Annotated in this window: 23 protein-coding genes; 4 read left to right on the forward strand and 19 right to left on the reverse strand. The window is 35.5% G+C overall.

Translation table 11 applies throughout. From position 1 onward, the window contains the following. Positions 1–2: 2 nt before the first annotated feature. The 4 genes from LV704_RS04235 to rsgA all read right to left on the reverse strand — a co-directional run bounded on the left by LV704_RS04235 (position 3) and on the right by rsgA (position 5,400). Positions 3–2,015, reverse strand: coding sequence for a DUF3857 and transglutaminase domain-containing protein (locus LV704_RS04235; protein WP_163421583.1), 2,013 nt, complete (start codon positions 2,013–2,015; stop codon positions 3–5). A gap of 2 nt (positions 2,016–2,017) precedes the next feature. Then, positions 2,018–3,916 carry a DUF3857 domain-containing protein gene (locus LV704_RS04240; RefSeq protein WP_163421582.1) on the reverse strand — a complete coding sequence of 633 codons (1,899 nt, stop codon included), beginning with the start codon at positions 3,914–3,916 and terminating at the stop codon, positions 2,018–2,020. An 80-nt stretch (positions 3,917–3,996) separates the two neighbouring features. Continuing rightward, positions 3,997–4,449, reverse strand: coding sequence for a D-aminoacyl-tRNA deacylase (gene dtd, locus LV704_RS04245; protein ID WP_163421581.1), 453 nt, complete (start codon positions 4,447–4,449; stop codon positions 3,997–3,999). 6 nt (positions 4,450–4,455) lie between these two features. Continuing rightward, positions 4,456–5,400 carry a ribosome small subunit-dependent GTPase A gene (rsgA, locus tag LV704_RS04250; RefSeq protein ID WP_163421580.1) on the reverse strand — a complete coding sequence of 315 codons (945 nt, stop codon included), beginning with the start codon at positions 5,398–5,400 and terminating at the stop codon, positions 4,456–4,458. A 95-nt stretch (positions 5,401–5,495) separates the two neighbouring features. Between rsgA and LV704_RS04255 the strand changes: the two genes are divergently transcribed. Then, positions 5,496–5,936: a hypothetical protein gene (locus LV704_RS04255; RefSeq protein WP_163421579.1), complete on the forward strand. Its 441-nt coding sequence runs from the start codon at positions 5,496–5,498 to the stop codon at positions 5,934–5,936. Positions 5,937–6,054: 118 nt separating this feature from the next. Beyond that, positions 6,055–6,495: a hypothetical protein gene (locus tag LV704_RS04260; RefSeq protein WP_163421578.1), complete on the forward strand. Its 441-nt coding sequence runs from the start codon at positions 6,055–6,057 to the stop codon at positions 6,493–6,495. An 80-nt stretch (positions 6,496–6,575) separates the two neighbouring features. Here LV704_RS04260 and LV704_RS04265 read toward each other — a convergent pair whose 3' ends face one another. The 5 genes from LV704_RS04265 to LV704_RS04285 all read right to left on the reverse strand — a co-directional run bounded on the left by LV704_RS04265 (position 6,576) and on the right by LV704_RS04285 (position 11,311). After that, positions 6,576–7,250: a head GIN domain-containing protein gene (locus LV704_RS04265; RefSeq protein WP_163421577.1), complete on the reverse strand. Its 675-nt coding sequence runs from the start codon at positions 7,248–7,250 to the stop codon at positions 6,576–6,578. Positions 7,251–7,386: 136 nt separating this feature from the next. After that, positions 7,387–8,469, reverse strand: a complete 1,083-nt coding sequence (locus tag LV704_RS04270; RefSeq protein ID WP_163421576.1) for a bifunctional 3-deoxy-7-phosphoheptulonate synthase/chorismate mutase type II — start codon at positions 8,467–8,469, stop codon at positions 7,387–7,389. An 8-nt stretch (positions 8,470–8,477) separates the two neighbouring features. After that, positions 8,478–9,338 (reverse strand): prephenate dehydrogenase, encoded by an 861-nt coding sequence (locus LV704_RS04275; RefSeq protein ID WP_163421575.1) that lies wholly within the window; start codon positions 9,336–9,338, stop codon positions 8,478–8,480. 3 nt (positions 9,339–9,341) lie between these two features. Then, positions 9,342–10,487, reverse strand: coding sequence for a pyridoxal phosphate-dependent aminotransferase (locus tag LV704_RS04280; RefSeq protein ID WP_163421882.1), 1,146 nt, complete (start codon positions 10,485–10,487; stop codon positions 9,342–9,344). Next, a complete protein-coding gene (locus tag LV704_RS04285; protein WP_163421574.1) occupies positions 10,481–11,311 on the reverse strand; it encodes a prephenate dehydratase in 831 nt (276 codons plus the stop codon). The genes LV704_RS04280 and LV704_RS04285 overlap by 7 nt, the downstream gene beginning before the upstream one ends. A gap of 393 nt (positions 11,312–11,704) precedes the next feature. Here LV704_RS04285 and gldA point away from each other — a divergent pair, with 393 nt between their 5' ends. Then, the gene (gene gldA / locus LV704_RS04290) at positions 11,705–12,598 is read left to right on the forward strand and encodes a gliding motility-associated ABC transporter ATP-binding subunit GldA (RefSeq protein ID WP_163421573.1); all 894 of its coding nucleotides are present in this window, start codon (positions 11,705–11,707) and stop codon (positions 12,596–12,598) included. A gap of 8 nt (positions 12,599–12,606) precedes the next feature. Here gldA and LV704_RS04295 read toward each other — a convergent pair whose 3' ends face one another. Together LV704_RS04295 and LV704_RS19995 are read right to left on the reverse strand one after the other, a co-directional pair. Further along, entirely contained in the window at positions 12,607–14,934 is a 2,328-nt protein-coding gene (locus LV704_RS04295) for an outer membrane beta-barrel family protein (RefSeq protein ID WP_163421572.1), read from the reverse strand. 65 nt (positions 14,935–14,999) lie between these two features. Continuing rightward, on the reverse strand, positions 15,000–15,983 hold the full coding sequence (locus tag LV704_RS19995; protein ID WP_305070402.1) for a response regulator transcription factor: 984 nt from the start codon (positions 15,981–15,983) through the stop codon (positions 15,000–15,002). Positions 15,984–16,154: 171 nt separating this feature from the next. Here LV704_RS19995 and LV704_RS04305 point away from each other — a divergent pair, with 171 nt between their 5' ends. Then, positions 16,155–17,585: an aspartate aminotransferase family protein gene (locus LV704_RS04305; RefSeq protein ID WP_163421571.1), complete on the forward strand. Its 1,431-nt coding sequence runs from the start codon at positions 16,155–16,157 to the stop codon at positions 17,583–17,585. Positions 17,586–17,597: 12 nt separating this feature from the next. On the opposite strand, the gene LV704_RS04310 is transcribed toward LV704_RS04305, so the two are convergent. The 8 genes from LV704_RS04310 to LV704_RS04345 form a co-directional block, all read right to left on the reverse strand. Continuing rightward, the gene (locus tag LV704_RS04310; protein WP_163421570.1) at positions 17,598–17,999 is read right to left on the reverse strand and encodes a group III truncated hemoglobin; all 402 of its coding nucleotides are present in this window, start codon (positions 17,997–17,999) and stop codon (positions 17,598–17,600) included. Between the two features lies 1 nt (position 18,000). Then, positions 18,001–18,282, reverse strand: coding sequence for a hypothetical protein (locus LV704_RS04315; RefSeq protein WP_163421569.1), 282 nt, complete (start codon positions 18,280–18,282; stop codon positions 18,001–18,003). A gap of 86 nt (positions 18,283–18,368) precedes the next feature. Then, positions 18,369–18,965 carry a Crp/Fnr family transcriptional regulator gene (locus LV704_RS04320; protein ID WP_163421568.1) on the reverse strand — a complete coding sequence of 199 codons (597 nt, stop codon included), beginning with the start codon at positions 18,963–18,965 and terminating at the stop codon, positions 18,369–18,371. Next, a complete protein-coding gene (locus tag LV704_RS04325; RefSeq protein WP_163421567.1) occupies positions 18,962–19,570 on the reverse strand; it encodes a MarR family winged helix-turn-helix transcriptional regulator in 609 nt (202 codons plus the stop codon). Before LV704_RS04325 ends, LV704_RS04320 begins: the two co-directional genes overlap by 4 nt. A 53-nt stretch (positions 19,571–19,623) precedes the next feature. Further along, positions 19,624–19,887 carry a DUF2024 family protein gene (locus tag LV704_RS04330; protein WP_163421566.1) on the reverse strand — a complete coding sequence of 88 codons (264 nt, stop codon included), beginning with the start codon at positions 19,885–19,887 and terminating at the stop codon, positions 19,624–19,626. Positions 19,888–19,891: 4 nt separating this feature from the next. Further along, positions 19,892–20,614 (reverse strand): hypothetical protein, encoded by a 723-nt coding sequence (locus tag LV704_RS04335; protein ID WP_163421565.1) that lies wholly within the window; start codon positions 20,612–20,614, stop codon positions 19,892–19,894. A 53-nt stretch (positions 20,615–20,667) separates the two neighbouring features. Beyond that, positions 20,668–20,901: a thioredoxin family protein gene (locus tag LV704_RS04340; protein WP_163421564.1), complete on the reverse strand. Its 234-nt coding sequence runs from the start codon at positions 20,899–20,901 to the stop codon at positions 20,668–20,670. An 82-nt stretch (positions 20,902–20,983) separates the two neighbouring features. Beyond that, on the reverse strand, positions 20,984–22,054 hold the full coding sequence (locus tag LV704_RS04345; RefSeq protein WP_163421563.1) for a serine hydrolase: 1,071 nt from the start codon (positions 22,052–22,054) through the stop codon (positions 20,984–20,986). Positions 22,055–22,080: the final 26 nt, after the last annotated feature.

The following is a 22,080-nucleotide window of genomic DNA, read 5'->3' on the forward strand; positions in this document are numbered from 1 at the left end:
ATTTAGATTTTAGACAAAACTACTTTTTCTGATTGTTTTAAAACTAAATTTTTGTAATACTCTTTTAAAATGTCATAATAGTTAGCAGGAAAAAGTGCAGTTTTAAATTCTGTTAAAACACTTACCCTAATTTGATTTTCTTGAGATACTATTTTAAACTTAAAGATTCCAGCCTGTTCTGGTAATTGAACAATTGCATTTTCAGGTAATGATTCTATTTGGTATCCTTCTGGAATGGATAAGTTAATCATATATTTTTTCTGTCTAGGAAATGTAAAATCAATGGGGTATTCCCTTTTATCCATTTTAAACGGATTGTCCGTTTGAGCCAAAAAAAGCATTGGTCTAAAATAAATCTTTTCACCCAAAAACTCACATTGGTTTTCCTTAACAAAGGAACAAGTCTCAATTACCGGTTTTGAGAATTCATCTTTATTTTTAATATCAAATGAAGAGATTTCCATTTCTCCATAATTATTTTCAAGTTCTTCTAAGTAAGTCTCCTCCTCTGTATTGTCTAAAACATCTCTAAAGGATAATGCAAGTTGATTGGAATATTGCGTTCTCGTTCTACCTTCAACAGAACCATCAATATTAATTTTAGCATTCATATAATGCAGTTCCTTTGATGGTTCTTTCGGAATTAAATCAATTTGAGATGAACTTCCATCCTTGCGAACAAGTCGTCCCATCCAATTCAGTGCTCTATTGGGAAGAACATCTGGATAAGTATTTTTTTCAGTGGCATCAAAAAGGATAACATCATTCATTACTTCCACGCCAGAAACAACATAGTTGAATCCGTCTGTGGTAGGGAAAAGTGGAATTCCATTAGATCTCGTACTCACTAATACCGGGTTGGCCTTTAAGCCTGCGTATCTGAACATAGCGGTGAGCATTAAATTAATTTCAGCCACATTACCCGAGCCTTCTTTATAGGCTTTTTTAATTCCATCACTGCTGCATGTAACTCCATTATACTTATCCCAAGTCATTTTTGATTTAACCAACTCAAAAATTAAGTTGGCCTTTTCCATATCTTCCGTTTGCGCAACTATTACATTATCCACATCTTCTTCAAAATAACTTGTTTTTTTTAGCTCTGATCCAAAATTGTCAAACTCATATATTGATTTTGCCACTCCTTCCCAACTTAAACTATAGTTTTTGTACGGCCTGTTCGGAAATTGTGTAGAAGCTAACTCAAACTTTATAGCTGCTCTATAATTATCTATGTTATTTGTGTACATCTCTTCTTTTAAAGATGGTAGGTCATTGGCATTGACCTCATAAACGTTTTCATAAAATTCCAATGCTCCATTCTTACGCGATGTCTTTATAGATCTCCCTGATTGATCATCTTCCGATCTATATGACACTGTTATAGATCTACTCTTTCTGGATTCATTTAATTTTATGGGGTAAAACCCCTTACTATGCCTTTTAAAAACGAAGTATTCTGGTATATCCAGCCTCAAATCTACTTTTTTGACCGGGATGGCGTACTGAAATTTAAAATCATCCATGTGCCAATAAAGTGGGGAAGAAACTCTAAACTCTATATCTAAAACACTACCCTCCTTAACCTCCGGCATTGTAATGGATGCTTTGTTTCTATACTTGTTTATCTTCTCAATAAAAACACCGTCTTTTTTAAGTTTCTCACTTACTATTTTTCCATCAGCCATATTAAATGTGAACCCTTTTATGCTAGAAATCTTTTCTTCATCTGACCTAGATATGTATAAGGGAACCTGAAGCGTTGCCCAATCCAGTCCTTCTTTGTTATAAATTTTGATTCTGTAATGCGCTTCTTTAATTACAGCCCATCCCTGCTCGTAATCATAGTTGTAAAACACCCTTTCCTTTTTATAAAGTATGGCCGCACTAGCATCAGACTCTGTTGGGTGTTGCTTTTCTGATAGTTCTTCTTTTGAAACTTTTCCGAATTTAAAATCATTGGCATGAACATAATGAGTACCAATGAATATGAGCAATAAAAGCTTGATTTTCATAATTAAATTTTGGTTAGGACAATTCTAGAGTTATCGTATCTGGCAATTTGTTTACGGAAGTTTCTGTATGACTCATAATCTTCCTTTGCATATCTCCCTGATTTGATTAATAGCCTTCTGTTATATTGAAGAACTCCCGGTGTTTTTTCTGTAAGCTCAACTTGATAATTGCCAAACTTCGTTTCTAAATTGACGGGTTGTATTAATGTTTCGGGTTTATAATTATCTGGGAGATGTATGGTAAATTCATCTTCATCCAAATATCCACGGAATATTACCAGCTCTCTTTTCCTATTTCTACATCTTTCAGGTATTGCCAAATTCCTATTGGAAATATTTGGAGCAAAAAGAAGTTTTTCTTCAGTTGGAGACAAATAATTCTCTGCTGTAATCTCCAATTCCTCTTCAAAAATTATTTCTTCTTTATCATTTTTAAATGATATATTCTGCAATGAAAGGTTGTTTACGTAACCCCAATATTTCTTGTAATATTCTTCTTGTTCAACCTTAGATTTACTTGGCTGCCTATATTTCTGGTTGTATTGGGTTCCTGTGGATAAAATACTTATCCGACCATCAATTTTACCATCAGTATCAGCAAAATATTCAGCCTTAGTAAGTTGGTAATTTTCTTTATCCAGATACACTTTTGTCTTTACAATTTCACCACCGGATGGAGTAACCCTAAGTACATTTCTATTATCTGTAAACGTTCCCAAATGATTTACTGGTGTTGTTTGACTGGTGCACTCTAACCAAATATCATTTCCCTCCTCCAGAGGAATATTTAAAAATGCATGATTTCCTTGTATCATCGGGAAATCTGGGTCAAAATCGCGCTTTTGAGAACCAGCATAAACTACGGTATAATAAGAATCAATACCTATCGATTTTAATAACGCCATAGTATAGTTCGTTAACCCTTTACAATCCCCATATTTTACTCTATCAACCTCAGAAGCACTAATGGGCATCCACCCCCCTATACCCAATTGCACACTTATATATCTAGTGTTATCCTGGACAAAGTTGTAAACTCTTTTTATTTTTTCTTTAGGACCATCAACTCCTTTCACCAAATCTTGTACTTGATCTATAGTCTGTGGGTTCAAAACATCCTGTCCAACTAATAGTTCATCATAAATCCATTTACCAAATTCTTTCCAAGTTTTTGCAGTTCCATCTACTCCCTCTAAATGAAATTGATCTAGAGCAATTTTAACTGTAGGTGAAAATTCGTTAAAAGATGGAGATAAAGGTTCTCTTTTAAATGCTTTAATGTCTTTAGCAAGGTAATTCGTCCTGTTAGTTGTTTTATTCACTTTTATGGAATATGGTTCTAGGTTGGATTCTTTGTACCTCACATTTATTCCAGATTCAATGCTAAAAGTGAAATTACTTTCTTCCGTACTTACTCTATATCCGTCCACAAAACTCCATGAAGGAATAAAAGCTGTATTTGGTGTACTATATTCTTTTACAAACTCTACAGTATAAGGATAATTAGTAGGTGTATATTTCATAAACTGAACTCTGGAATCTGAATAAAGTGTACCCCCACTTACAGCACTTTGATCAAAAAACTCTTTCCTTTTGATTTTCTTTATCTCTTCTCCTTGTTTATTATAAATCTTGGCTTCTAACCTAATAATTTTATCGCTCTTGTCATAAAATGCATAAGCATGCACATACCTATCACCTTTCTCATTTAAAACTGTAACCACTCTTTTTGAAGAAACAACCATTAAATTCCTAGCCTTAACAACAACAGACATTTGATCTAATCTTACAACAGCATCTGCATTCTTAACTAGTTCCTCAGGTATGGTGCTATGACTGTAATTTTGCGAAAACGAAAAATGTAGCGTCAATAATAGAGTTAAGAAAGTAAGAAAACGCATGGAAGTTGGTCGGTTAAATTAGCTATTGCTAAAATGCTACATTTCCTACAAAATAAAAAAACAAATCCGTTAAAAGGCTATTATTCCCTACGTTTTGTATCAATCACAATTGTTACTGGGCCATCATTCAATAAATCTACTTTCATATCTGCCCCAAATACACCGGTTCCGATTTTTTTTCCCAAGTTTTGCTGCATATTGTGAACGAAACTCTCATAAAGCGGGATGGCAACTTCAGGTTTTGATGCCTTAATGTAAGAAGGTCTATTTCCCTTTTTAGTTAGGGCATGCAATGTAAATTGACTTACCACAATTATATCTCCACCCACGTCCAAAACGGAGCGGTTCATTATTCCTTCAACATCATTAAAAATACGGAGGTTTGTTATTTTATTGGACAACCATTCAATATCTTCTTCATTATCCGCATCTTCAATTCCCAATAATACAAGCAGACCGTTTCCAATTTCTGAAATAATCTTATTGTCTACGGCCACACTTGCTCTGGAAACTCGCTGTATCACTGCTCTCAATTATTCTTATTTATAAATATCCACTCTATAATTCTCTTCTTCACCTGTTATCATTTGCGCATAGCTACGATATCTACTCCAAGAGATTTCATCATTCTCCAAGGCATTTTTAATAGCACATTTTGGTTCGTCTAAATGTAAACAGTTATTAAACTTACACTCAGATTTTAACTTAAAAAACTCTGGAAAATAGTCTCCAATCTCATCTTTCTCCATATCAACAATACCAAAACCTTTAATACCAGGGGTATCTATAATCTTAGCATCAAAAGAGAGGTCGTACATTTCAGCAAAAGTAGTAGTGTGTTGTCCTTGCAAATGTTGTTCCGATATTTCAGCTGTTTTTAGTTTTAATCCAGATTCCAATGCATTGACCAAAGTGGATTTTCCAACACCAGAATGTCCAGAAAACATACTTGTCTTGCCTATCATCAACTCCCTTACTTTATCCACATTCTTTCCTTCTTTGGCAGCTATATCTATACAATGGTAGCCTATTTCCCTATAAATTTTCATTAAATAGTCCACTTCTACCATTTGCTCCTCATCATAAACATCCATCTTATTGAACAATAGTACAACGGGAATTTCATAAGCTTCAGCTGTAACTAAAAATCGATCAATAAAACTTGTAAATGTTGGTGGATTGTTCAACGTGATCAGTAAAAATACCTGATCTAAATTGGCTGCGATGATATGCGTTTGTTTAGAGAGGTTTACAGATTTACGAATAATGTAATTCTTCCTTTCTTTTATCTCAGAAATTACAGCTACTGTTTCGTCACCAATCTTTTCCAGCTCAAATACTACATTATCCCCTACAGCTACTGGATTAGTGCTCTTTATACCTTTTATACGGAACTTACCTTTTATACGGCATTCATAAAAATCACCTTCCTCCGATTTAACGGTATACCAACTTCCGGTAGATTTATAGACTGTCCCCTGCACTATTTGTTAATTTTTTCTTTGCAAAGAAACAATAATCCTCCAATTGATGCGATATATCTATTGATAGTATCATAATCTAAATAATCAATTACAACATGAAAAAACTTTTATTTATCGCAATCATTGCGTTGGCTTCAACTTTAGAAATGAACGCCCAACAGTTCAAAGTCATTACCAGTGTAGAATCTATTGTTCCTAATGGCCTAGGTCGTTCAAGAATTGTAAATGCTCTTGAAGACAAGGATTACAGAGAGTACACCAGTGTACAAACTGAAGATGACAACACAAGAAACAAATCTAAACGTGGTGAAATCCGTGTAAAGAATTTTGAAGAAACCAAATTATTGAACTTTTACAATATTGGAGGAATCCGTTTCCAGAATATTGCTGCCAATGATGCATTACTTACATCTATGATCAATGACATGGTAGCTAATGGCTGGGAGTTAGCCTTTGTAACCAGTGCGGTAGAAAGTGAAGGTGGAAAAGGTGATGGAAAAGGTATTTTTATTACTCGATATATTTTTAAGAAATAAAGTCACATATTTCTTCGACATCAAAGCCCTTTGATAATTCAAAGGGCTTTTTTTTTACCAAAAATGCAACCCTTTGAAGGTTACATTTGTCTTTCTGGTATAATAAAGAAAATATATCATGAGAAAAATCTTATTAGTTGCCAGTTTGGCACTAACATCAAGCTTGAGTGTTTGTGCTCAAGAATTCAAAGTTATTACCAGTGTTGAGTCTATTGTTCCCAATGGTCTTGGTCGTTCCAGGATCATTAATGCGCTGGAAGATAAAGATTACCGGGAATATACCAGTGTGCAAACAGAGGATGACAACACCAGAAACAAATCTAAAAGAGGCAGCATCAGAGTAAAAAACTTTGAAGAAACCAAATTATTGAACTTTTACAATATCGGTGGAATCCGTTTCCAAAATATTGCTGCCAATGATGCATTACTTACGTCAATGATCAATGATATGGTTGTAAATGGTTGGGAGTTGGCTTTTGTAACAAGTGCTGTTGAAAGTGATGGAGGTGACAAGGATGGACAGGGAATCTTTATTACAAGGTATATCTTCAAAAAATAAAGTCTCCATATTATTTTAAAAAATACAAAAACCCGGTAAGGCTCCATTCATACCGGGTTTTTACATAACTCTTATCTTTCTTAATCTACTATGTGAACCCTACCTCCAACAAATGTGCTTTTGTATACCTTTTTAGGTTTTCCGTATACATGTACATCACCACCTGCTTTTATATTGATATCTACTTCTTCAGATGCAAAAACATCCGCTTCACCACCGGCAGAAACTCTAATATCCGTAGTTGCCGTTCTTAAATCCCTTCCATCAAAAATTCCTCCTGTATTTAAAACAATACTTTGATTTTGCGCTAGCCCTGTAGCCTGGACAATACCTCCTGTTACCGCCCTAATCTCTGCATATTCTACATCCATTCCAATTCGGATTTTTGCACCTTCTTGGGCTCTAAGCTCAATTTTATTTTTCTTGACCAATTCATTACAGGTGATTTTTGCACCTTCATTCCCATCAATAACATCTAAATCGGTATAGTACACTTCAATCAAGGTATATTCTCCTAGGAATTTTTTATCTAATTGCATACGCAGCTTTAACACGCCATCCCTATTCATCCAAATGATATCGTCCACATTTCTACCCTTTATCATAATCCTATTATCGTCTGATTGAATCAAGTTCACTTCAATCAAGTCAAAAACCTTGATTTTATTAAAATCCCCAACTTCGGTATCTATCATGCGTTGGGAAAAGATAGTGGCGGAAATTAAGCAGAGGCTAAGTGTAAAGAATTTTTTCATGATACTGTGTTTTGTCTTTTTAAAAGATTACAGATTTAGATTACTGTTACACTTTTTAAAATAAAAATATCATTTTGAACAAAATGATCTCTCACTAAGTCCAAAATGACATTGGTACCACAAAGCTTAAAAAAGTCTAGGCGTTTATAATCTTCTCTTGATGATTGATAGATTCTTGGTGGATCGCCTTGAACATTCTTAGGACAAATTCCTCGCTGAGTCCTTGGGATTCTCCTTCTAAAATCATCTTACCTAAAATAGCGTTCCATCTGTTGGTTTGTAAAACCGCTACGTTCTTTTGTTTTTTAAGTGTTCCTATACCTCCAGAAACTTTCATTCGCTTCCCAAGAATATCAATAATTTGATTGTCAATGACATCAATCTGTGCTCTTAAATTGCTCAGTTTGCTGTTATACTCAGCTTCTTGATCTGTCTCTTTTCTAATACGAAGATCACCCATAATCTGTACCAATCGCTCAGGGGTTACTTGTTGGGCGGCGTCACTCCATGCATTATCAGGATCATGGTGAGTTTCAATCATTAATCCATCAAAATTTAAGTCTAAAGCTGTTTGCGATACATCAAAAATCATGTCACGCTTTCCTGTAATATGGCTTGGATCATTGATTATAGGCAAATCTGGAAACTTTGATTGTAACTCAATTGCCATCTGCCATTCTGGAATATTTCTGTATTTGGTCTTCTCATATGTGGAAAAACCTCTATGGATAACCCCTAAATTTTTAATGTCAGCTGAATACAAGCGTTCAACAGCCCCCAACCACAAAGACAAGTCTGGGTTTACCGGATTCTTTATCAAAACAATTTTATCCGTTCCTTCCAAAGCATCAGCAATCTCCTGAACAATAAAAGGACTCACCGTTGAACGAGCACCAATCCATAACAAATCTACATCGTGCTCCAAGGCAAGGTCTACATGGGCCCTATTTGCGACTTCTGTAGCTGTTTTTAGTCCTGTTTCTTCTTTTACTTTCTGCAACCACTTTAATCCAATGGCGCCAACACCTTCAAAATTACCTGGACGTGTTCTTGGCTTCCAAATACCTGCGCGGTAGTAATTAACGTCAGTATCTTTTAAATCGTGAGCTATTTTTAATACTTGGTCTTCTGTCTCGGCACTGCAGGGGCCTGCTATAACCAATGGATGTGGTAAATCCATATCATCCAACCATGTTCTCATTTCCTTCTTGTTTTCCATAATGAAATCTATTTTTTTGTAAGTGGTATTCCTTTTAGTATTTGTTTTATTTTATTGGTATTGTTCATTTCTTTATGCACATTCTCAAAATCATTATTCAAAAGCAGCTGTTTGAAGGTTTCCAAGTTTTGGATATACTCCTCCAAAGTCTCTACGACATTTTCCTTGTTTTGCTCAAAAATTGGCGTCCACATATCCGGTGAGCTTTTTGCCAAACGTACAGTACTTTCAAATCCACTCCCTGCCATGTCAAAAATATCACGCTCATTTTTTTCTTTTTCAATTACTGTCTTTCCCAACATAAATGAACTTATATGTGATAAATGCGATACATAGGCTATATGTTTGTCATGCGCTTCTGGGTTCATATAACGAATACGCATTTTTAATTTCTGAAAAATTTCCAATGCTTTTTCTTGAAGCTTGAAAGCTGTCTTTTCCACTTCACATATAATGTTGGTTTTGCCTTCGTATAAGCCATTAATTGCTGCTGATGGACCAGAAAACTCTGTTCCAGCAATAGGATGGCAAGCCATAAAATTCCTTCTCTTTGGATGATTAGATATGGATTTACAAATTAACTTTTTGGTAGATCCAGCATCAATTACAACAGTTTCATCACCCACTGCATCCAATATTTTAGGCAACTCCAACACAAGGGCATTTACGGGAATACTGATCAATACTAGATCTGTAGAGGCTAGAGATTCATAATTACCCTGTTCCTGAATGATTCCAAGTTCCAAGGCTTGCTCTACATGAGATTCATTTGTATCAATTCCTAAAATGTTAGCTTCAGGGTAGAGTAGTTTAACATCTTTAGCAAAAGAACCTCCTATCAATCCAATACCTACAATGACCACATTCATATTCTAAAATCTAGCTATAGCTTCCTTAATTTTTTCCTCTTTCACACAAAGTGAAAACCGTATGTATCCCTCACCATTACTCCCAAAAATAGTTCCGGGCGCTATGAAAATATTTTTATCATACAATACCTCATCAATAAAAGCTTCAGAGGATTTAGAGTCATTGGGCAACTTAGCCCAAACAAACATACCCGCTGTATTGGTATCGTAAGTTGCTCCAAGTTTATCAACTAGTTCAAACATAAGTTTCCTTCGTCTTTCATAAACTTCATCTAAATTCTTGAACCAACCTACCCCACTTTGCAATGCTGTTATGGCTCCTTTTTGGATTCCATAAAACATACCTGAGTCCATATTGCTCTTAATTTTTAAAACCGCTGTAATATGTTCATGACTACCGAGCACCATTCCCACTCTCCAACCAGCCATATTAAAGGTTTTACTCAAAGAATTTAATTCTAAGGCCACCTCTTTTGAGCCTTCAACCTGTAAAATACTGGTAGGATCGTCATTCAGAACAAAACTGTAAGGATTGTCATTTACAACCAGTATATTGTTAGCTCTAGCAAATGCAATGAGTTCTTTCATTTTGGACATATTAATCCTTGCACCAGTGGGCATGTTAGGATAGCTTATCCACATTAATTTCACCTTTGACAGGTTCATTCGCTCCAATTCCCTTATATCTGGAAGCCAACCATTTTCAGCTGTCAAATCATACATGACAGGTTTTGCCCCCACTAAATTTGTGACGGAAGTATAGGTAGGGTAACCTGGATTTGGTATTAACACTTCATCCCCAACATTCAAAAAGGCCATACTAATGTGCATAATACCCTCTTTAGAGCCCATGAGAGGTAAAAGCTCGGTATTGGGATTCACATGAACTCCAAAACGTGAAGCGTAAAAATTGGCCATTTCTTCACGAAGTTCTGGAAGGCCCTGATAACTCTGATATTGGTGTGCTTTACTGTCTTCCAAAACATGTTGTAATGTGGCGACAGTTTCTTTTGATGGAGGTAAATCTGGGCTACCAATTCCCATATTGATTATAGGTCTACCCTCATCAATCAAACTTCTGACCTCCCTTAATTTTTTAGAGAAATAGTATTCTTGAACACTATGTAGTCTGTCTGCAGTTATCATGATATCAATGCATTTTTGTATTCGCCCAAAACCCTAAAATCTTCAGACATAATTTCCAGTAATGATTTCGCTTTTGTGAATTGGTTGTATGCATCAAACGTAACATCCACGAAAAAGGCATATTTCCAGGGGGTTTCAATCACGGGGAGAGACTGGATTTTTGTCAAATTCAAATTACAATCACTCATAACATTCAATACTGTTGCCAAACTTCCCCGTTTATGGTCCGTAATAAATCTCAAAGAGGCCTTGTTGATTTCTTCGCGTGGCAAAACTTTATTCTGTTTTTTTAGTATGATAAAACGTGTGGCGTTATTTTTAATAGTCTGAATCTCAGAGGCAATAATATCCAAATTATATAATTCTGCAGCAACTTTAGGTGCAATGGCAGCAATATTAGTTAATTGACCTTCTTTGATACGTTTGGCAGTCTCAGCTGTATCTACATCTTCAACCAATTTCACCTTTGGGTACTTCTTAAAAAACTCCTTACACTGTAATAAAGCCATTGGGTGTGAGTGTACTTCCTCGATATCTGTAAACGAACAACCTTTTAAAACCATTAAATTATGATGAATGTTTAAATAATGTTCACCAATAATGTGCATATTATTATGGTACACTAGATTGTAATTGGGAATTATAGACCCAGCTATGGAATTCTCTATGGCCATAATTCCTTTATCCGTCGAACCTTTTTGCAAATGCTCTATAATGGCATCAAAAGAAAGACACTCCAACAAATCTATATTATCCCCAAAAAAATCCTTTGCCACTTGATGGTGGTTAGATCCCTTAATTCCTTGTATTGCAACTTTTAAACTCATTGTAAAAAAAAAGTCCCGATTTGCATCGGGACCTTGTGTGTTTTTATACTTAGCGTATATTTAGAACAGTCCCGTACCTCTTTTAAAAAAGAAGTAGAAATAAAAACCGTTCCAGAAATACGTCTTTGTCATTTTGTTGTAATTCTTGGGCTAAGATAGGTATTCAATTGAAAAACAAAAGCTAAATCTTAAATTTTTTCGATTTTTAGCAAAATTCCCATATTTGTTACATATAGTTCTGGAGAAATTTCGTTTTTCTGAGGATTCAAAATATGTTGTTGTACCAACAATCCCATAAAGGTTTGACAAACCACATGATCAAAGTTACAAACGACCTACTTAGTATGCATTGAGAATTCTAAAACCGTATTTTTGAGTTCAAAATACGTTTGAATGTCCATTACAGTAAACAACATCACCAAGACTTTTGGAAAGCAAAAAGCACTAAATAATGTTTCCTTTTCAATTGATAAGGGAGAAATCGTTGGTTTTTTAGGGCCAAATGGTGCTGGAAAATCAACCATGATGAGGGTTTTGACCACTTATTATAAAGCTAATTCCGGTGATGCAGAAGTAAATGGATTTGATGTTTTAAAATCTGAGCGAGAGGTTCAAAAAAGTATTGGCTACTTACCAGAGCACAATCCACTTTACCTAGAAATGTTTGTAAAGGAATACTTGGCTTTTAACGCCGATGTATATAATGTTTCCAAAGAACGTATTGCCGAAGTAATTGATCAAACTGGTCTTGAGCCCGAAGCCCACAAGAAAATAGGTCAGTTATCTAAAGGGTACCGTCAACGTGTTGGCTTGGCAGCAGCTTTATTGCATGATCCTGATGTGCTGATCTTGGATGAGCCCACTACTGGACTTGACCCCAATCAATTGGTTGAAATACGAAAACTAATAAGAGAAATTGGCAAGGAAAAGACCATACTGCTTTCTACCCATATTATGAAGGAAGTTGAAGCTGTTTGTGATCGTGTCATCATTATTAATAAAGGAGAAGTGGTGGCAGATAAAAAAATGGAAGATCTTAGAGAGGCAAAAGAGCAAATAATAGAAGTGGAGTTCGATTATAGAGTTGAAGAAATATTATTGAATAAATTGCCCAACGTATCCCATGTTAAGAACACTGGAGGCTTTATCTACGAAATCACCTTCGCCACCTCAAAAGATATGAGACCAGCTGTTTTTGATTTTGCTCATGACAACCAACTAAAAACACTACAGCTGAGTAGAAAAAACAAAACCCTCGAGAGTTTGTTTACTGAGTTGACCATTTAAGGTTTCAACTATTTAATTCTTTGTAAGTTCTCGTCTATATCTTTGTTTTTAAATTTAAGGCCCTTAGAGTTACCAAAAACATATTTTACAGAAAATGCAACCTCTTTTGCGTCTACAAAATAGACACCTTCTGCCTCAACACCATTAATTGCATACCTTTCTTCAAAGTTCATCGCTCTTGTAATATCGTTTAAACGAATTGCACAGTGTAGTTTTTTAAATAATGTTTTTGTAATAGTGGTATCTAGCACCAACATACTATTACGTTCAAAAATACCTTCTTGCCTTCTTGTCAACAGCCATCCCCCAAAAGCAATTGCAGTATCCTTTCCAATTTTGAATTGTTGACTGGAATATGCATACATGTATGGACTTGTATTGCCAATAGCTGCCGTATCGTCTGTTATTTTGTTATAGTTAAGACTGATTGTATTGGTGGAAGTCCATTTTTTATGTGAAAATGGCAGGGTCAATCCAACATAAAATCCAGATTCCTTGTCCAAGTTTATTGTAGATAGAATAGCCCTTTCAAACGCTTCATTGTATTGGATGGTGAAATATGTAGGATTTCTATTTTGGTAATAAGTAACATATATAGACTTATTTTTCCATTGAAAGTTGGTAGACAGTTCATTGGTCAATGTTGGTAATAAGTTCACGTCATTGACTCCTTCCAAAAAAGGATTGATAAATGTTCTTATCGTACTTGTACCACTAAAATTTGGACGGGAAATACTTCGCGCAAAATTTACCGATACCGTTTTTGTACTATCTAGTTTTATTTTCAAGCCTCCTTTGGGAAATAGGTTGGTGTTCTCTCGCTCAACCAGTGGAGAAACATCATCTTCAAGTTGCCCCTTAACTTTATTATACTCAACCCGTAATCCCAAATTGTAATCCACCCAATTTTTTATACTTCCGGATAATGTAGAATATACCGAGTGCAACTGCTCCTTATAGTCAAAATCAAAAATAGTTATCGCACCATCTTCTATTTCCCGTATCTCGGTAAAAGCATCTGCCCTAGTTTCATTAAGGTTTGTTCCAAGTTCCCATTTCAATTTATCTGAAATGTTATGCTCTAAATCCACTCTAAATGCCGAAGAATTTATTTTATACTCTTGCTCCCTCGTTTCATTTAAATTAAATCCACCTTCATTAAAATTATTAGATATTTCCGTGTCTAAGGTTTGTTTAAAAGAAGAGTACTGAAATCCCGTAAAAAGATCAAAGTTTTTAGCCACTCTTTTATTATAGTTAAAATTACCGGTGAAATAATCCTTGGTATTATCGTTTTTGGAATCCGAGATAATATTGTCTTCCCCATCTTCACTTTCAATAAAAGTTTCAGTTTCTATGGGAGCCTTATTCGTTTGTCTCTTAAAGGTTGTACTGAATGAAATGTAATCATCTTTTTCTAAGGGATAGAAGAAACCCAAACCACTATTTATTTCTTTACGTTTGTTCAACGGAATCAATACCAGATAATCTGAAAAAATATTTTCCCCAGGGATATCAAATGCAAACGTATGACTTTCCCATTGCCCTAGATCATTATAGGCAAAGTTTCCTTGAACAACCCATTTTCCATTGGAATAACTTCCATTCGAAGTTAAATAATTGTTGAAATTTCTTCTGAAAGAAGCCGTTTCACTCGTATTCACTTTTACACCTTCCTCTACTTCTTTTTTTCTTGTAACCAACAGCACTGCCCTGCCCTCAGCCTCATATTTTGCAGAGGGATTGTTGATCAATTCAATACTATCTATATTATCCACTGGCAAAGCGGTAAATTCTTCAAAACTGATTCGCTGACCTCCTAAATAAATCAAAGGATTTCCCTTACCAATAACTGAAATGGATTCTCTATTCGCAGATACTTGAACATTTGGGAGTTTGGACAAAACGTCCAAGGGGTCCGGTATTGCAGAAAAAACTGGGTTCTTAACATCAATCTTTAGGTTACCATCTTTGTTAGTTATTGGGTTTTTGGCTGCCACCACTTCCACTTCCTCAAGCTCAGTTGTACTTTCCTTTAATGTAATTTGTAATTTTCTACTTTGATCGAGAAGGATTTTTTTTTCAAAGTTTTGATACCCAAGAACAGAAACCTTTAAATGATAATCGCTTTCCGGAAGATCTTCCACAAGGAAACTTCCATCAAGCAATTGAGTATATTTTATCAATTTGTCTTGATTCACATCATACAGTAGAACATCACCTATGGATATTAAGTTGCCATCTTCACCAACTACCCTTCCGGATATGGCATATCGATTTTGACAATAGCCCGATGAAACGACGAAACAGAAAAGAATCCAATACAAATACTTCAAAACAATTAAATTTTGAAGCAAAGTAAACCGTGAAAAATGCTGTTATAAAATATACAAGGTCTGATTTAGGTACTAGTACCCGTACTCTTTTGCAGTAGTTCTTGCCTGTTGGCAACATTTAATTTGCTGTAAATGTTGGTAATGTGCGTTTTAACCGTGCTAAGGCTTATAAAAAGTTCATTGGCAATCTCCTTATTGCTTTTTCCTTGAAGTATAAGGTTACGGACAGTCTTCTCCTGCTTGCTTAAAACGGAAATCATTGATTCTTGCCGCTTTCTTCTTATTTTTATGGTTGCAAAACCCAATAGTAGAACCATAGAGAGTAATCCAAAGTTTATCCATCTACTTTGTTGCAACTCCTTTTTTAGGTATACGTTAGCCAAATAAGCCAATTTCTTCTCTAAAAACGCATAGGCCAAAGGATCCAAATCGCTTGCTTGTAACTCTAAAAGTAAGTTTAGATAGTATGCTTCATTTTGGGCAATATCGGTATCCAACAACTGTTTGCTTTCCAACTGTTTAATGCCAATTAATTTTACCATCAATATTTGAAGTGAATCTTTTACATAGCCTTTTCTAGGCAGTGTCATTTCTTCAGAAGATAAATACTGTCCAACTAAATTGGACTCAAAGCTCTTGAACTTTTGCCATTCCAATTGTGCACTATTGGTGGTTTCAAAATTGGCAAACAGCTTTTTTCCCTTTTTAAATTTTATAAGGTCTTTGTTGGAAAGAATAAAATCTACTTCCTTTTTTACCGTATCATTTATTACCTCTCTAATCCGCTTAATTGAAAGACGGTAAAGTTTGTTTGATTCTGAAATGTACTTTTTATTAAAAGCAAAAGAACCATCTTTTCCAATTTTGGCAATTGCAACCGATTTTCCATCACCTTCTTTTTCCAGATTGCTTAATGACAACTTACTTAACCGCACATTCGTCTCCCACTCTTCCGGGTTTTCTAGATTGACAAAACCGGAAATAGCATTTTGAGCTGAAAGTTGAAAACCGAATATGAGAAAAACGATAAATAAAAAGGGTTTCTGCATCACTAGTACTTACCGAATAAATTTACAGTATTTAGTTTGTTGAAACAATCTAAAGATCCTTTTTCGCACCTCTATTTCACTAATACTTTTTTCCATATTATTTTAAACCAAACATCATGTTATCCAAATATTCAAATCGGTACTTTTGCACTTGCGATTTAATCCGATTTCATGAAAAAAGAATTTGCTAGCTTGGAATTATCAAAAGAAGCAATGAAAGCGTATGGCAACCAAGTTATAGATGCTATAATTGAACATTACCATACTCAAAACAGTAAACTCCCCGTAGCTAAGGGATCTAGGGAAGAAATGGATTCCCTTTTTCTGGAAGAAGCACCGGAAAAGGGGTCTGAGCCATTGGATGTACTCAATTTTGTTTTGGAAAAGGTGATGACCAATAGCACGGATATGTCTCACCCAAAATCATACTCTTTTGTTCCCGGCCCAAGCAACTACGTTAGCGTAATGGCTGATACTCTTGCAACCGGTTTCAATATTTTTTCTGGAGGGTGGGTAGCATCCCCTGCAGCTGCCGAATTGGAAATTATAACACTGCAATGGTTGTTAAAAATATTTGGATTTCCGCAGAAAAAAGGAGGCGGTATTTTTACCAGTGGAGGTTCCATGGCTAATTTAACCGCATTAACTACAGCTAGGAGAATTAAATGTGGTGAGGATTTCTCAAAAGCGGTCATATATCTTTCTGATCAGGCCCATTCATCAAACATTAAGGCAATTCGTGTCTTGGGATTTAAAAAGGAGCAGATCAGAATAATACCAACAGATATTGAATTTAAATTTGCCATAAACAAGCTTAAAAACTGTATTGCGAAAGATAAGTTAGAAGGGCTTTTCCCTTTTTGTTTAATAGCCACTTCTGGTACTACAAATACCGGAACTATAGATCCTCTTTCTGAGCTTGCAGCTATTTGTAAAAAAGAAGACATCTGGTTCCACATTGATGGGGCTTATGGTGCGGCCGCAATTCTATCTGCAAAGGGAAAACAACTTTTAAAAGGTATTGAAAAAGCCGATTCTTTAACGGTAGATCCCCATAAATGGTTTTTTCAACCTTATGAAATGGGATGTCTTTTGGTAAGAAACCATAAACATTTGAGCCATACTTTCACTGAAAAACCTGAATATCTTAGGGATATTGAAGGAAATACTTCAGAAATTAATTTTTATGACCACGGTATTCAACTTACGAGAATGTTTAGGGCTCTTAAGTTTTATATGTCATTAAAAACCTATGGGCTTAAAGAATTTAGAAATGCCATTACCTATAATATAGATCTGGCCGAAGAAGTAGAAACATTATTGAGAAGCAGTAAGCATTGGCAAGTTGTTTTTCCAGCTACCTTGGCAATCATTAACTTTAGGTATAATCCAATTTCAAAAAAACGTTCAAAAAAAGAGTTGGATGCTATCAATCAATATATTTCAGAAAGGGTGGTTTCTTCTAGAAAGGCATTGTTGGTGACCACTGTATTACACGGCAAAACGGTCTTACGGATGTGCCTCATCAACCCAAGAACAACATTAGAAGATGTAAAAGAAACATTGGCCCTCTGTGAAGAATTTGCAAATGACCGTATCTAAAGAAAGTTTTATTTAATTGGAGGGCAAACGCTTGCGATGTTCAAAAATCGTCATGAACATTCTCACACTTATGTTTCGGGCTCTTTGTTTTGCTTTTTCCGCATTTTCGCCCACAAAATTGGCGTCTATGGTTTCAATCCAATGCCGTAACCAAATTCCAAAATGATAATTAGTTATTTGGTGGTTCATCTTTTCATCCAACTCTGCATGGACAACCAAAGGATTCCCTTTATACTTCTGAACAAAAAATAAATTGGTTTCCCAGAAATCTACCAATTTGTCCATATGAGTGGGCCAATCATCAATGGTTTCATTGAAGAAATGACCTATTTCGGCATCCTTTCTTACTTTTTCGTAGAACTGGGTTACCAATAGGCGAACCTCTTTGCGTGTTTCTATTTGCACTCTTGCCATATTACAGCAAATTTAGTATTAATACCACTGTACTGATAACAACACTAATTATTAATAGATTAAACACAGTTTTTGGACTTTGCTGAGAAAGCACAGAAGCGTTAAAACCCATACATGCTATAGTAACCAGAAACAACTGAAACATTTGAATGGCGGATGCTCCATTCATTAAAATATACATTGCTGCTACCGAACCTAAACAGCTTTGACCTATTATAAATATTGGGGAATACCCATTGATACTTCTTTTAAATTCTTGCAAACCTTTTGAATAGAGTTCCATTATATATGTCATTTGTCATATTATGGAACAAAATTATCCTAGACAGAACACTCATTTTTATGACTTAAATCATAAAACAGCTTACCCTACCTAATTATTTTATGGGATTGAAGTTGGAGTATGTTTTTCTTTTCTAAAGATTTTATAGCCCGAATAACCGTTTCCACCCTTAGGCCAGTGAGGTCAGCCATTTGTTGCCTAGATAATTCTACTAAATACTGCTCGTCTTCAGGAATCTTATGAATATGTGTTTTGAAATAATCGATAAGCCTTAACAATCTATGCTCAGGGCTTTCAGAGGAAATTTCTGCCACCATGGTTGCCTTGTAATGCAGCCTGCTGGCCAATACCTTTGTCAATGCCAGGTGTGTATCTGGGTTTTCCTTAAGTAATTCAAAAAAGCGCCTCTTTTCAAGCTTCCATACTGTGCTGTCCTCTACAGCTTCGGCATACGCGGGATAGTCCAAATCAGCAAATAAAGGAGGTTCCCCAAAACTTGAACCTCCAGAAAATATTCCCTGTATAAACTCCTTGCCATCTCCATTAAAATTATTCATCTTGATTTTTCCAGAAATAACCTGAAAGTAATATCTAGGCAAAGTATCAATCCCAAAAAGCGATTCTTTTTTTTTGAGAAATACTTGCTCCGCTCCATATTTTTTCAATAGCACTTCGGAAATCATGTTCTTTCTTCAAACTCAATACAATCAAGACGAATGTCCGAATGTTTTAATTGTTTCTCTAACAAATGGCAATAGTGATTAGCTGCTGTTTTTTGATAAAACTTACACGCAAAGCATGTGCGCTGCACCGTTAAAACACCTGTTTGGTTTAATTGATATATTAACTTGCTCAACGTCTTGAACAAGTTTTCCTTTTCTTCAGTCTCTACTGAGTCTAACTGATCTACCAATGGGTTTGCAAAATGTTCTGTCTTTGAGACAATCTCTTTTCCAGAACCTGAGAGTAAAATTGAATAACTTCGATTATCCGGTGAAGAATAGTCTTTGATAATAAAGCCTTTTTTATCCAATACCCTTATGGCGTCACTAATAGTGGGCTTGGTAACATTGAACTCTTGAGCCAAAAAGCTCACGTTGTTGAATTCACTTTTATGATAGGCAACAAAAATCAAAATTTGAATCTGAATAGGGCTTAGGCCAAGTTGCTTTGCCTTTTCCCATAGAAGTGCCTTAAACGCCTGTGATATACGTTCTAAACCGGTAATTATTTTACTGGAAAGATCATCTTGCTGTCGTTCTGGATTAAAAACACTTTTGCTATTCATAAAAACAAAGCCTGCCGATTGTTCGACAGGCAAAGTTAGTTATCCTAATTAAATTAGGAGCAATTTTCCATTTCAATAATATGATACCCGTCTCTCTCTATATTTTCGGTTACGATAAAGGGCGCCTCCTGCATATGGCAAAATTTGCATTCATTCGCAGATAGCCTACCCGTTTTAAAAGCTTTAGAAGACAAATACTTCTCACCAAAACCAAATATAACATCTATGTCCGTTAAGGTGCTTGGCACTAAAATATCAAAGTGCATAACCTTACCATCTTCCCGCGGAACATAAGTATCCCAAACTGAAACTTGCATACTTCTATTTTACGGTATATGGTAAAGACAAATCGCCGCTGGCCACGCTGAAAACTTCGTAAACGCCCAACATAGGCATATCATCAACACTGGTATTTACTTTCATAAAAGCAGTGACTCCATCATACTTAAAATCTGTTCTGTTATTAATTCGATAGTCCGGAACAACAACCTTAATGATACTATTTTTGGTAAGCACAGGATATCCTGGAGAGTCCATATACATTGGCATCCCTGGATTTGTTGGCGGAAGCACTACTGTTTCATCGGCCTTTTTAAATTGCTTCACAGAAAGACCGCCAGTTACTCGTTTATCTTCTGTCAATACAACCCAATGCGGATGCCAAATTATACCATCATTGTTAAAAATAGCGTCATTGTTTTCATCCCATAACGGAGTATCGTCAAAATCTGGGTGAGAAGTCAAAGCTAAAGCCACAATACCTTCAGTTTCGTTAAAACCTACATCTGTAGTTTGCAAGCTTGTAGGAAAAACATATCCCAAAACTGGAGCACCGTCCAATTGTCCAACTGCCGTGGGTAACGTGGCACCCGCTGTTCCGCTAACTGCCAATTCCCAAACGGTTACTCCTAAGTCTATCTCATGGGTAACTTGTGCAGCCTTTATTTGAAAATCTTCATTATTGTATGGACTTTTTTGAGCACAGGAGGTAAATAAACTACCGGCCAATAACATGCCGATGACTAATAAATTATCCGTTTTCATAAATAAAATTTTAATAAGTTAGGATTCCTAACTTTAAGCATTAAAAAAATAGACTACCCTTTTACCTCTTCAATTGAAGCGCCATAATTAATATGCAAGATGTTTCCGTTGGGAGTTACTAAAGCGGGCACTGATTTAACACCTAATTCTTCTGCTTCTGAAATTCTACTTCTCTCCTCTCCAATATTAACTATTGCCACATTTGTTTCCCCGATTAGAGATATAAGGTCTTGCTCTGCACTGATACATACCGGACAACCCGCATGATAAAAAACTGATTTGTTCATTTGTACTACTATTTAAGTTTTGCATTATTGCGATACAAATATAGTAAGGATTCCTAACTTATTAAAATTTGATTGATTTTTCTCAACACAAGCTTTGAATACCATCCAAATCTTCTTGTACTTTTGGGTCCGAACAATTTATTAGTATAGAAATCACTATTCCTTCAGAAGGGTAAACGAAGAAATTAGAATAAGCCCCTACACTATTGCCTATATGACCAACAAAGTTCTTTCCCAAGTTATCTTGACTAACCTGGAAGCCTAATCCGTAGTACGTAGGTTTACCATCAACAATTTGTGAAGTGAGTATCTCTTTCAGTATCTCGGGCTTTACCAACTTCTCTTCTAAAATAGCTTGTCCCAGTTTAGAAATATCATTAGCGGTAGATAAATAGCCTCCTCCTGCCAATTTGAAGTAATTATTGACAGGCACCGAATTTTTAAAACCGATTGCGGTCTTAGTGTAAAACGTCGTTGCTTTGAATTTCTCCTTGTGATTAAGGTCTACCTGACTGGGCGGGAAAGTGTCTAGCATTCTTAAGGGGTCTAGTATTTTCTGCTTTACATATTTTTCAAAAGAAACTCCACTGGCTTCCTGCATTGCAAGAGACAACAATACAAAGTCAAAACTGTTATACAAATACCCATTACCGGGTTCAAAAACCAAGGGGTCATCCTTAAAAACTTCAATGCTATCTATAATTGAATAAGGTTTGTTTAAAGCATATTCCTTACCTCTATACCCCCTTATACCTGCTGTATGACCGGCCAGGTGCCTTAAGGTAAAATCGTTTTTCTTTTTTGGATAATATGGTACGTAGTCATAAAATGAAGTATCCAAATCCACTATCTTTTCCTCTACCATTTTTGCCAATGCCATGCCTGTGATACATTTTGAGATACTGGCAATTCGGAATACGGTTTTCTTTGGATTTACCTTAATCTTTTCTTCTAGACTTGCATATCCATATCCTTTTTCAAATGCAATTTGACTATCCTTTAAAATGGTAACAGCCATTCCCGGTACTTTCTTCTCAGCTACTAGATTATGTAGGATGGCATCATACTTTTTAAATCCTTGGAGCCTATCAAGTGATTTAGTTTTAACTCTTGAATTAAACAAATTATTGAAAAAGGTTTGTATTGTTCCCAAGATTAGATTTTTGTCATTCCGAACAT

This window comes from Flagellimonas sp. CMM7, from assembly GCF_021390195.1.
GTDB lineage: Bacteria > Bacteroidota > Bacteroidia > Flavobacteriales > Flavobacteriaceae > Flagellimonas.

Bases quoted from the DNA above. Each gene is read 5' to 3' on its own strand.
- LV704_RS04235 (WP_163421583.1), bottom strand. From the start codon at position 2,015: ATGAAAATCAAGCTTTTATTGCTCATATTCATTGGTACTCATTATGTT.
- LV704_RS04240 (WP_163421582.1), bottom strand. From the start codon at position 3,916: ATGCGTTTTCTTACTTTCTTAACTCTATTATTGACGCTACATTTTTCG.
- LV704_RS04255 (WP_163421579.1), top strand. From the start codon at position 5,496: ATGAAAAAACTTTTATTTATCGCAATCATTGCGTTGGCTTCAACTTTA.
- LV704_RS04260 (WP_163421578.1), top strand. From the start codon at position 6,055: ATGAGAAAAATCTTATTAGTTGCCAGTTTGGCACTAACATCAAGCTTG.
- LV704_RS04265 (WP_163421577.1), bottom strand. From the start codon at position 7,250: ATGAAAAAATTCTTTACACTTAGCCTCTGCTTAATTTCCGCCACTATC.
- LV704_RS04270 (WP_163421576.1), bottom strand. From the start codon at position 8,469: ATGGAAAACAAGAAGGAAATGAGAACATGGTTGGATGATATGGATTTA.
- LV704_RS04275 (WP_163421575.1), bottom strand. From the start codon at position 9,338: ATGAATGTGGTCATTGTAGGTATTGGATTGATAGGAGGTTCTTTTGCT.
- LV704_RS04285 (WP_163421574.1), bottom strand. From the start codon at position 11,311: ATGAGTTTAAAAGTTGCAATACAAGGAATTAAGGGATCTAACCACCAT.
- gldA (WP_163421573.1), top strand. From the start codon at position 11,705: ATGTCCATTACAGTAAACAACATCACCAAGACTTTTGGAAAGCAAAAA.
- LV704_RS19995 (WP_305070402.1), bottom strand. From the start codon at position 15,983: ATGCAGAAACCCTTTTTATTTATCGTTTTTCTCATATTCGGTTTTCAA.
- LV704_RS04305 (WP_163421571.1), top strand. From the start codon at position 16,155: ATGAAAAAAGAATTTGCTAGCTTGGAATTATCAAAAGAAGCAATGAAA.
- LV704_RS04310 (WP_163421570.1), bottom strand. From the start codon at position 17,999: ATGGCAAGAGTGCAAATAGAAACACGCAAAGAGGTTCGCCTATTGGTA.
- LV704_RS04315 (WP_163421569.1), bottom strand. From the start codon at position 18,282: ATGGAACTCTATTCAAAAGGTTTGCAAGAATTTAAAAGAAGTATCAAT.
- LV704_RS04320 (WP_163421568.1), bottom strand. From the start codon at position 18,965: ATGATTTCCGAAGTGCTATTGAAAAAATATGGAGCGGAGCAAGTATTT.
- LV704_RS04325 (WP_163421567.1), bottom strand. From the start codon at position 19,570: ATGAATAGCAAAAGTGTTTTTAATCCAGAACGACAGCAAGATGATCTT.
- LV704_RS04330 (WP_163421566.1), bottom strand. From the start codon at position 19,887: ATGCAAGTTTCAGTTTGGGATACTTATGTTCCGCGGGAAGATGGTAAG.
- LV704_RS04335 (WP_163421565.1), bottom strand. From the start codon at position 20,614: ATGAAAACGGATAATTTATTAGTCATCGGCATGTTATTGGCCGGTAGT.
- LV704_RS04340 (WP_163421564.1), bottom strand. From the start codon at position 20,901: ATGAACAAATCAGTTTTTTATCATGCGGGTTGTCCGGTATGTATCAGT.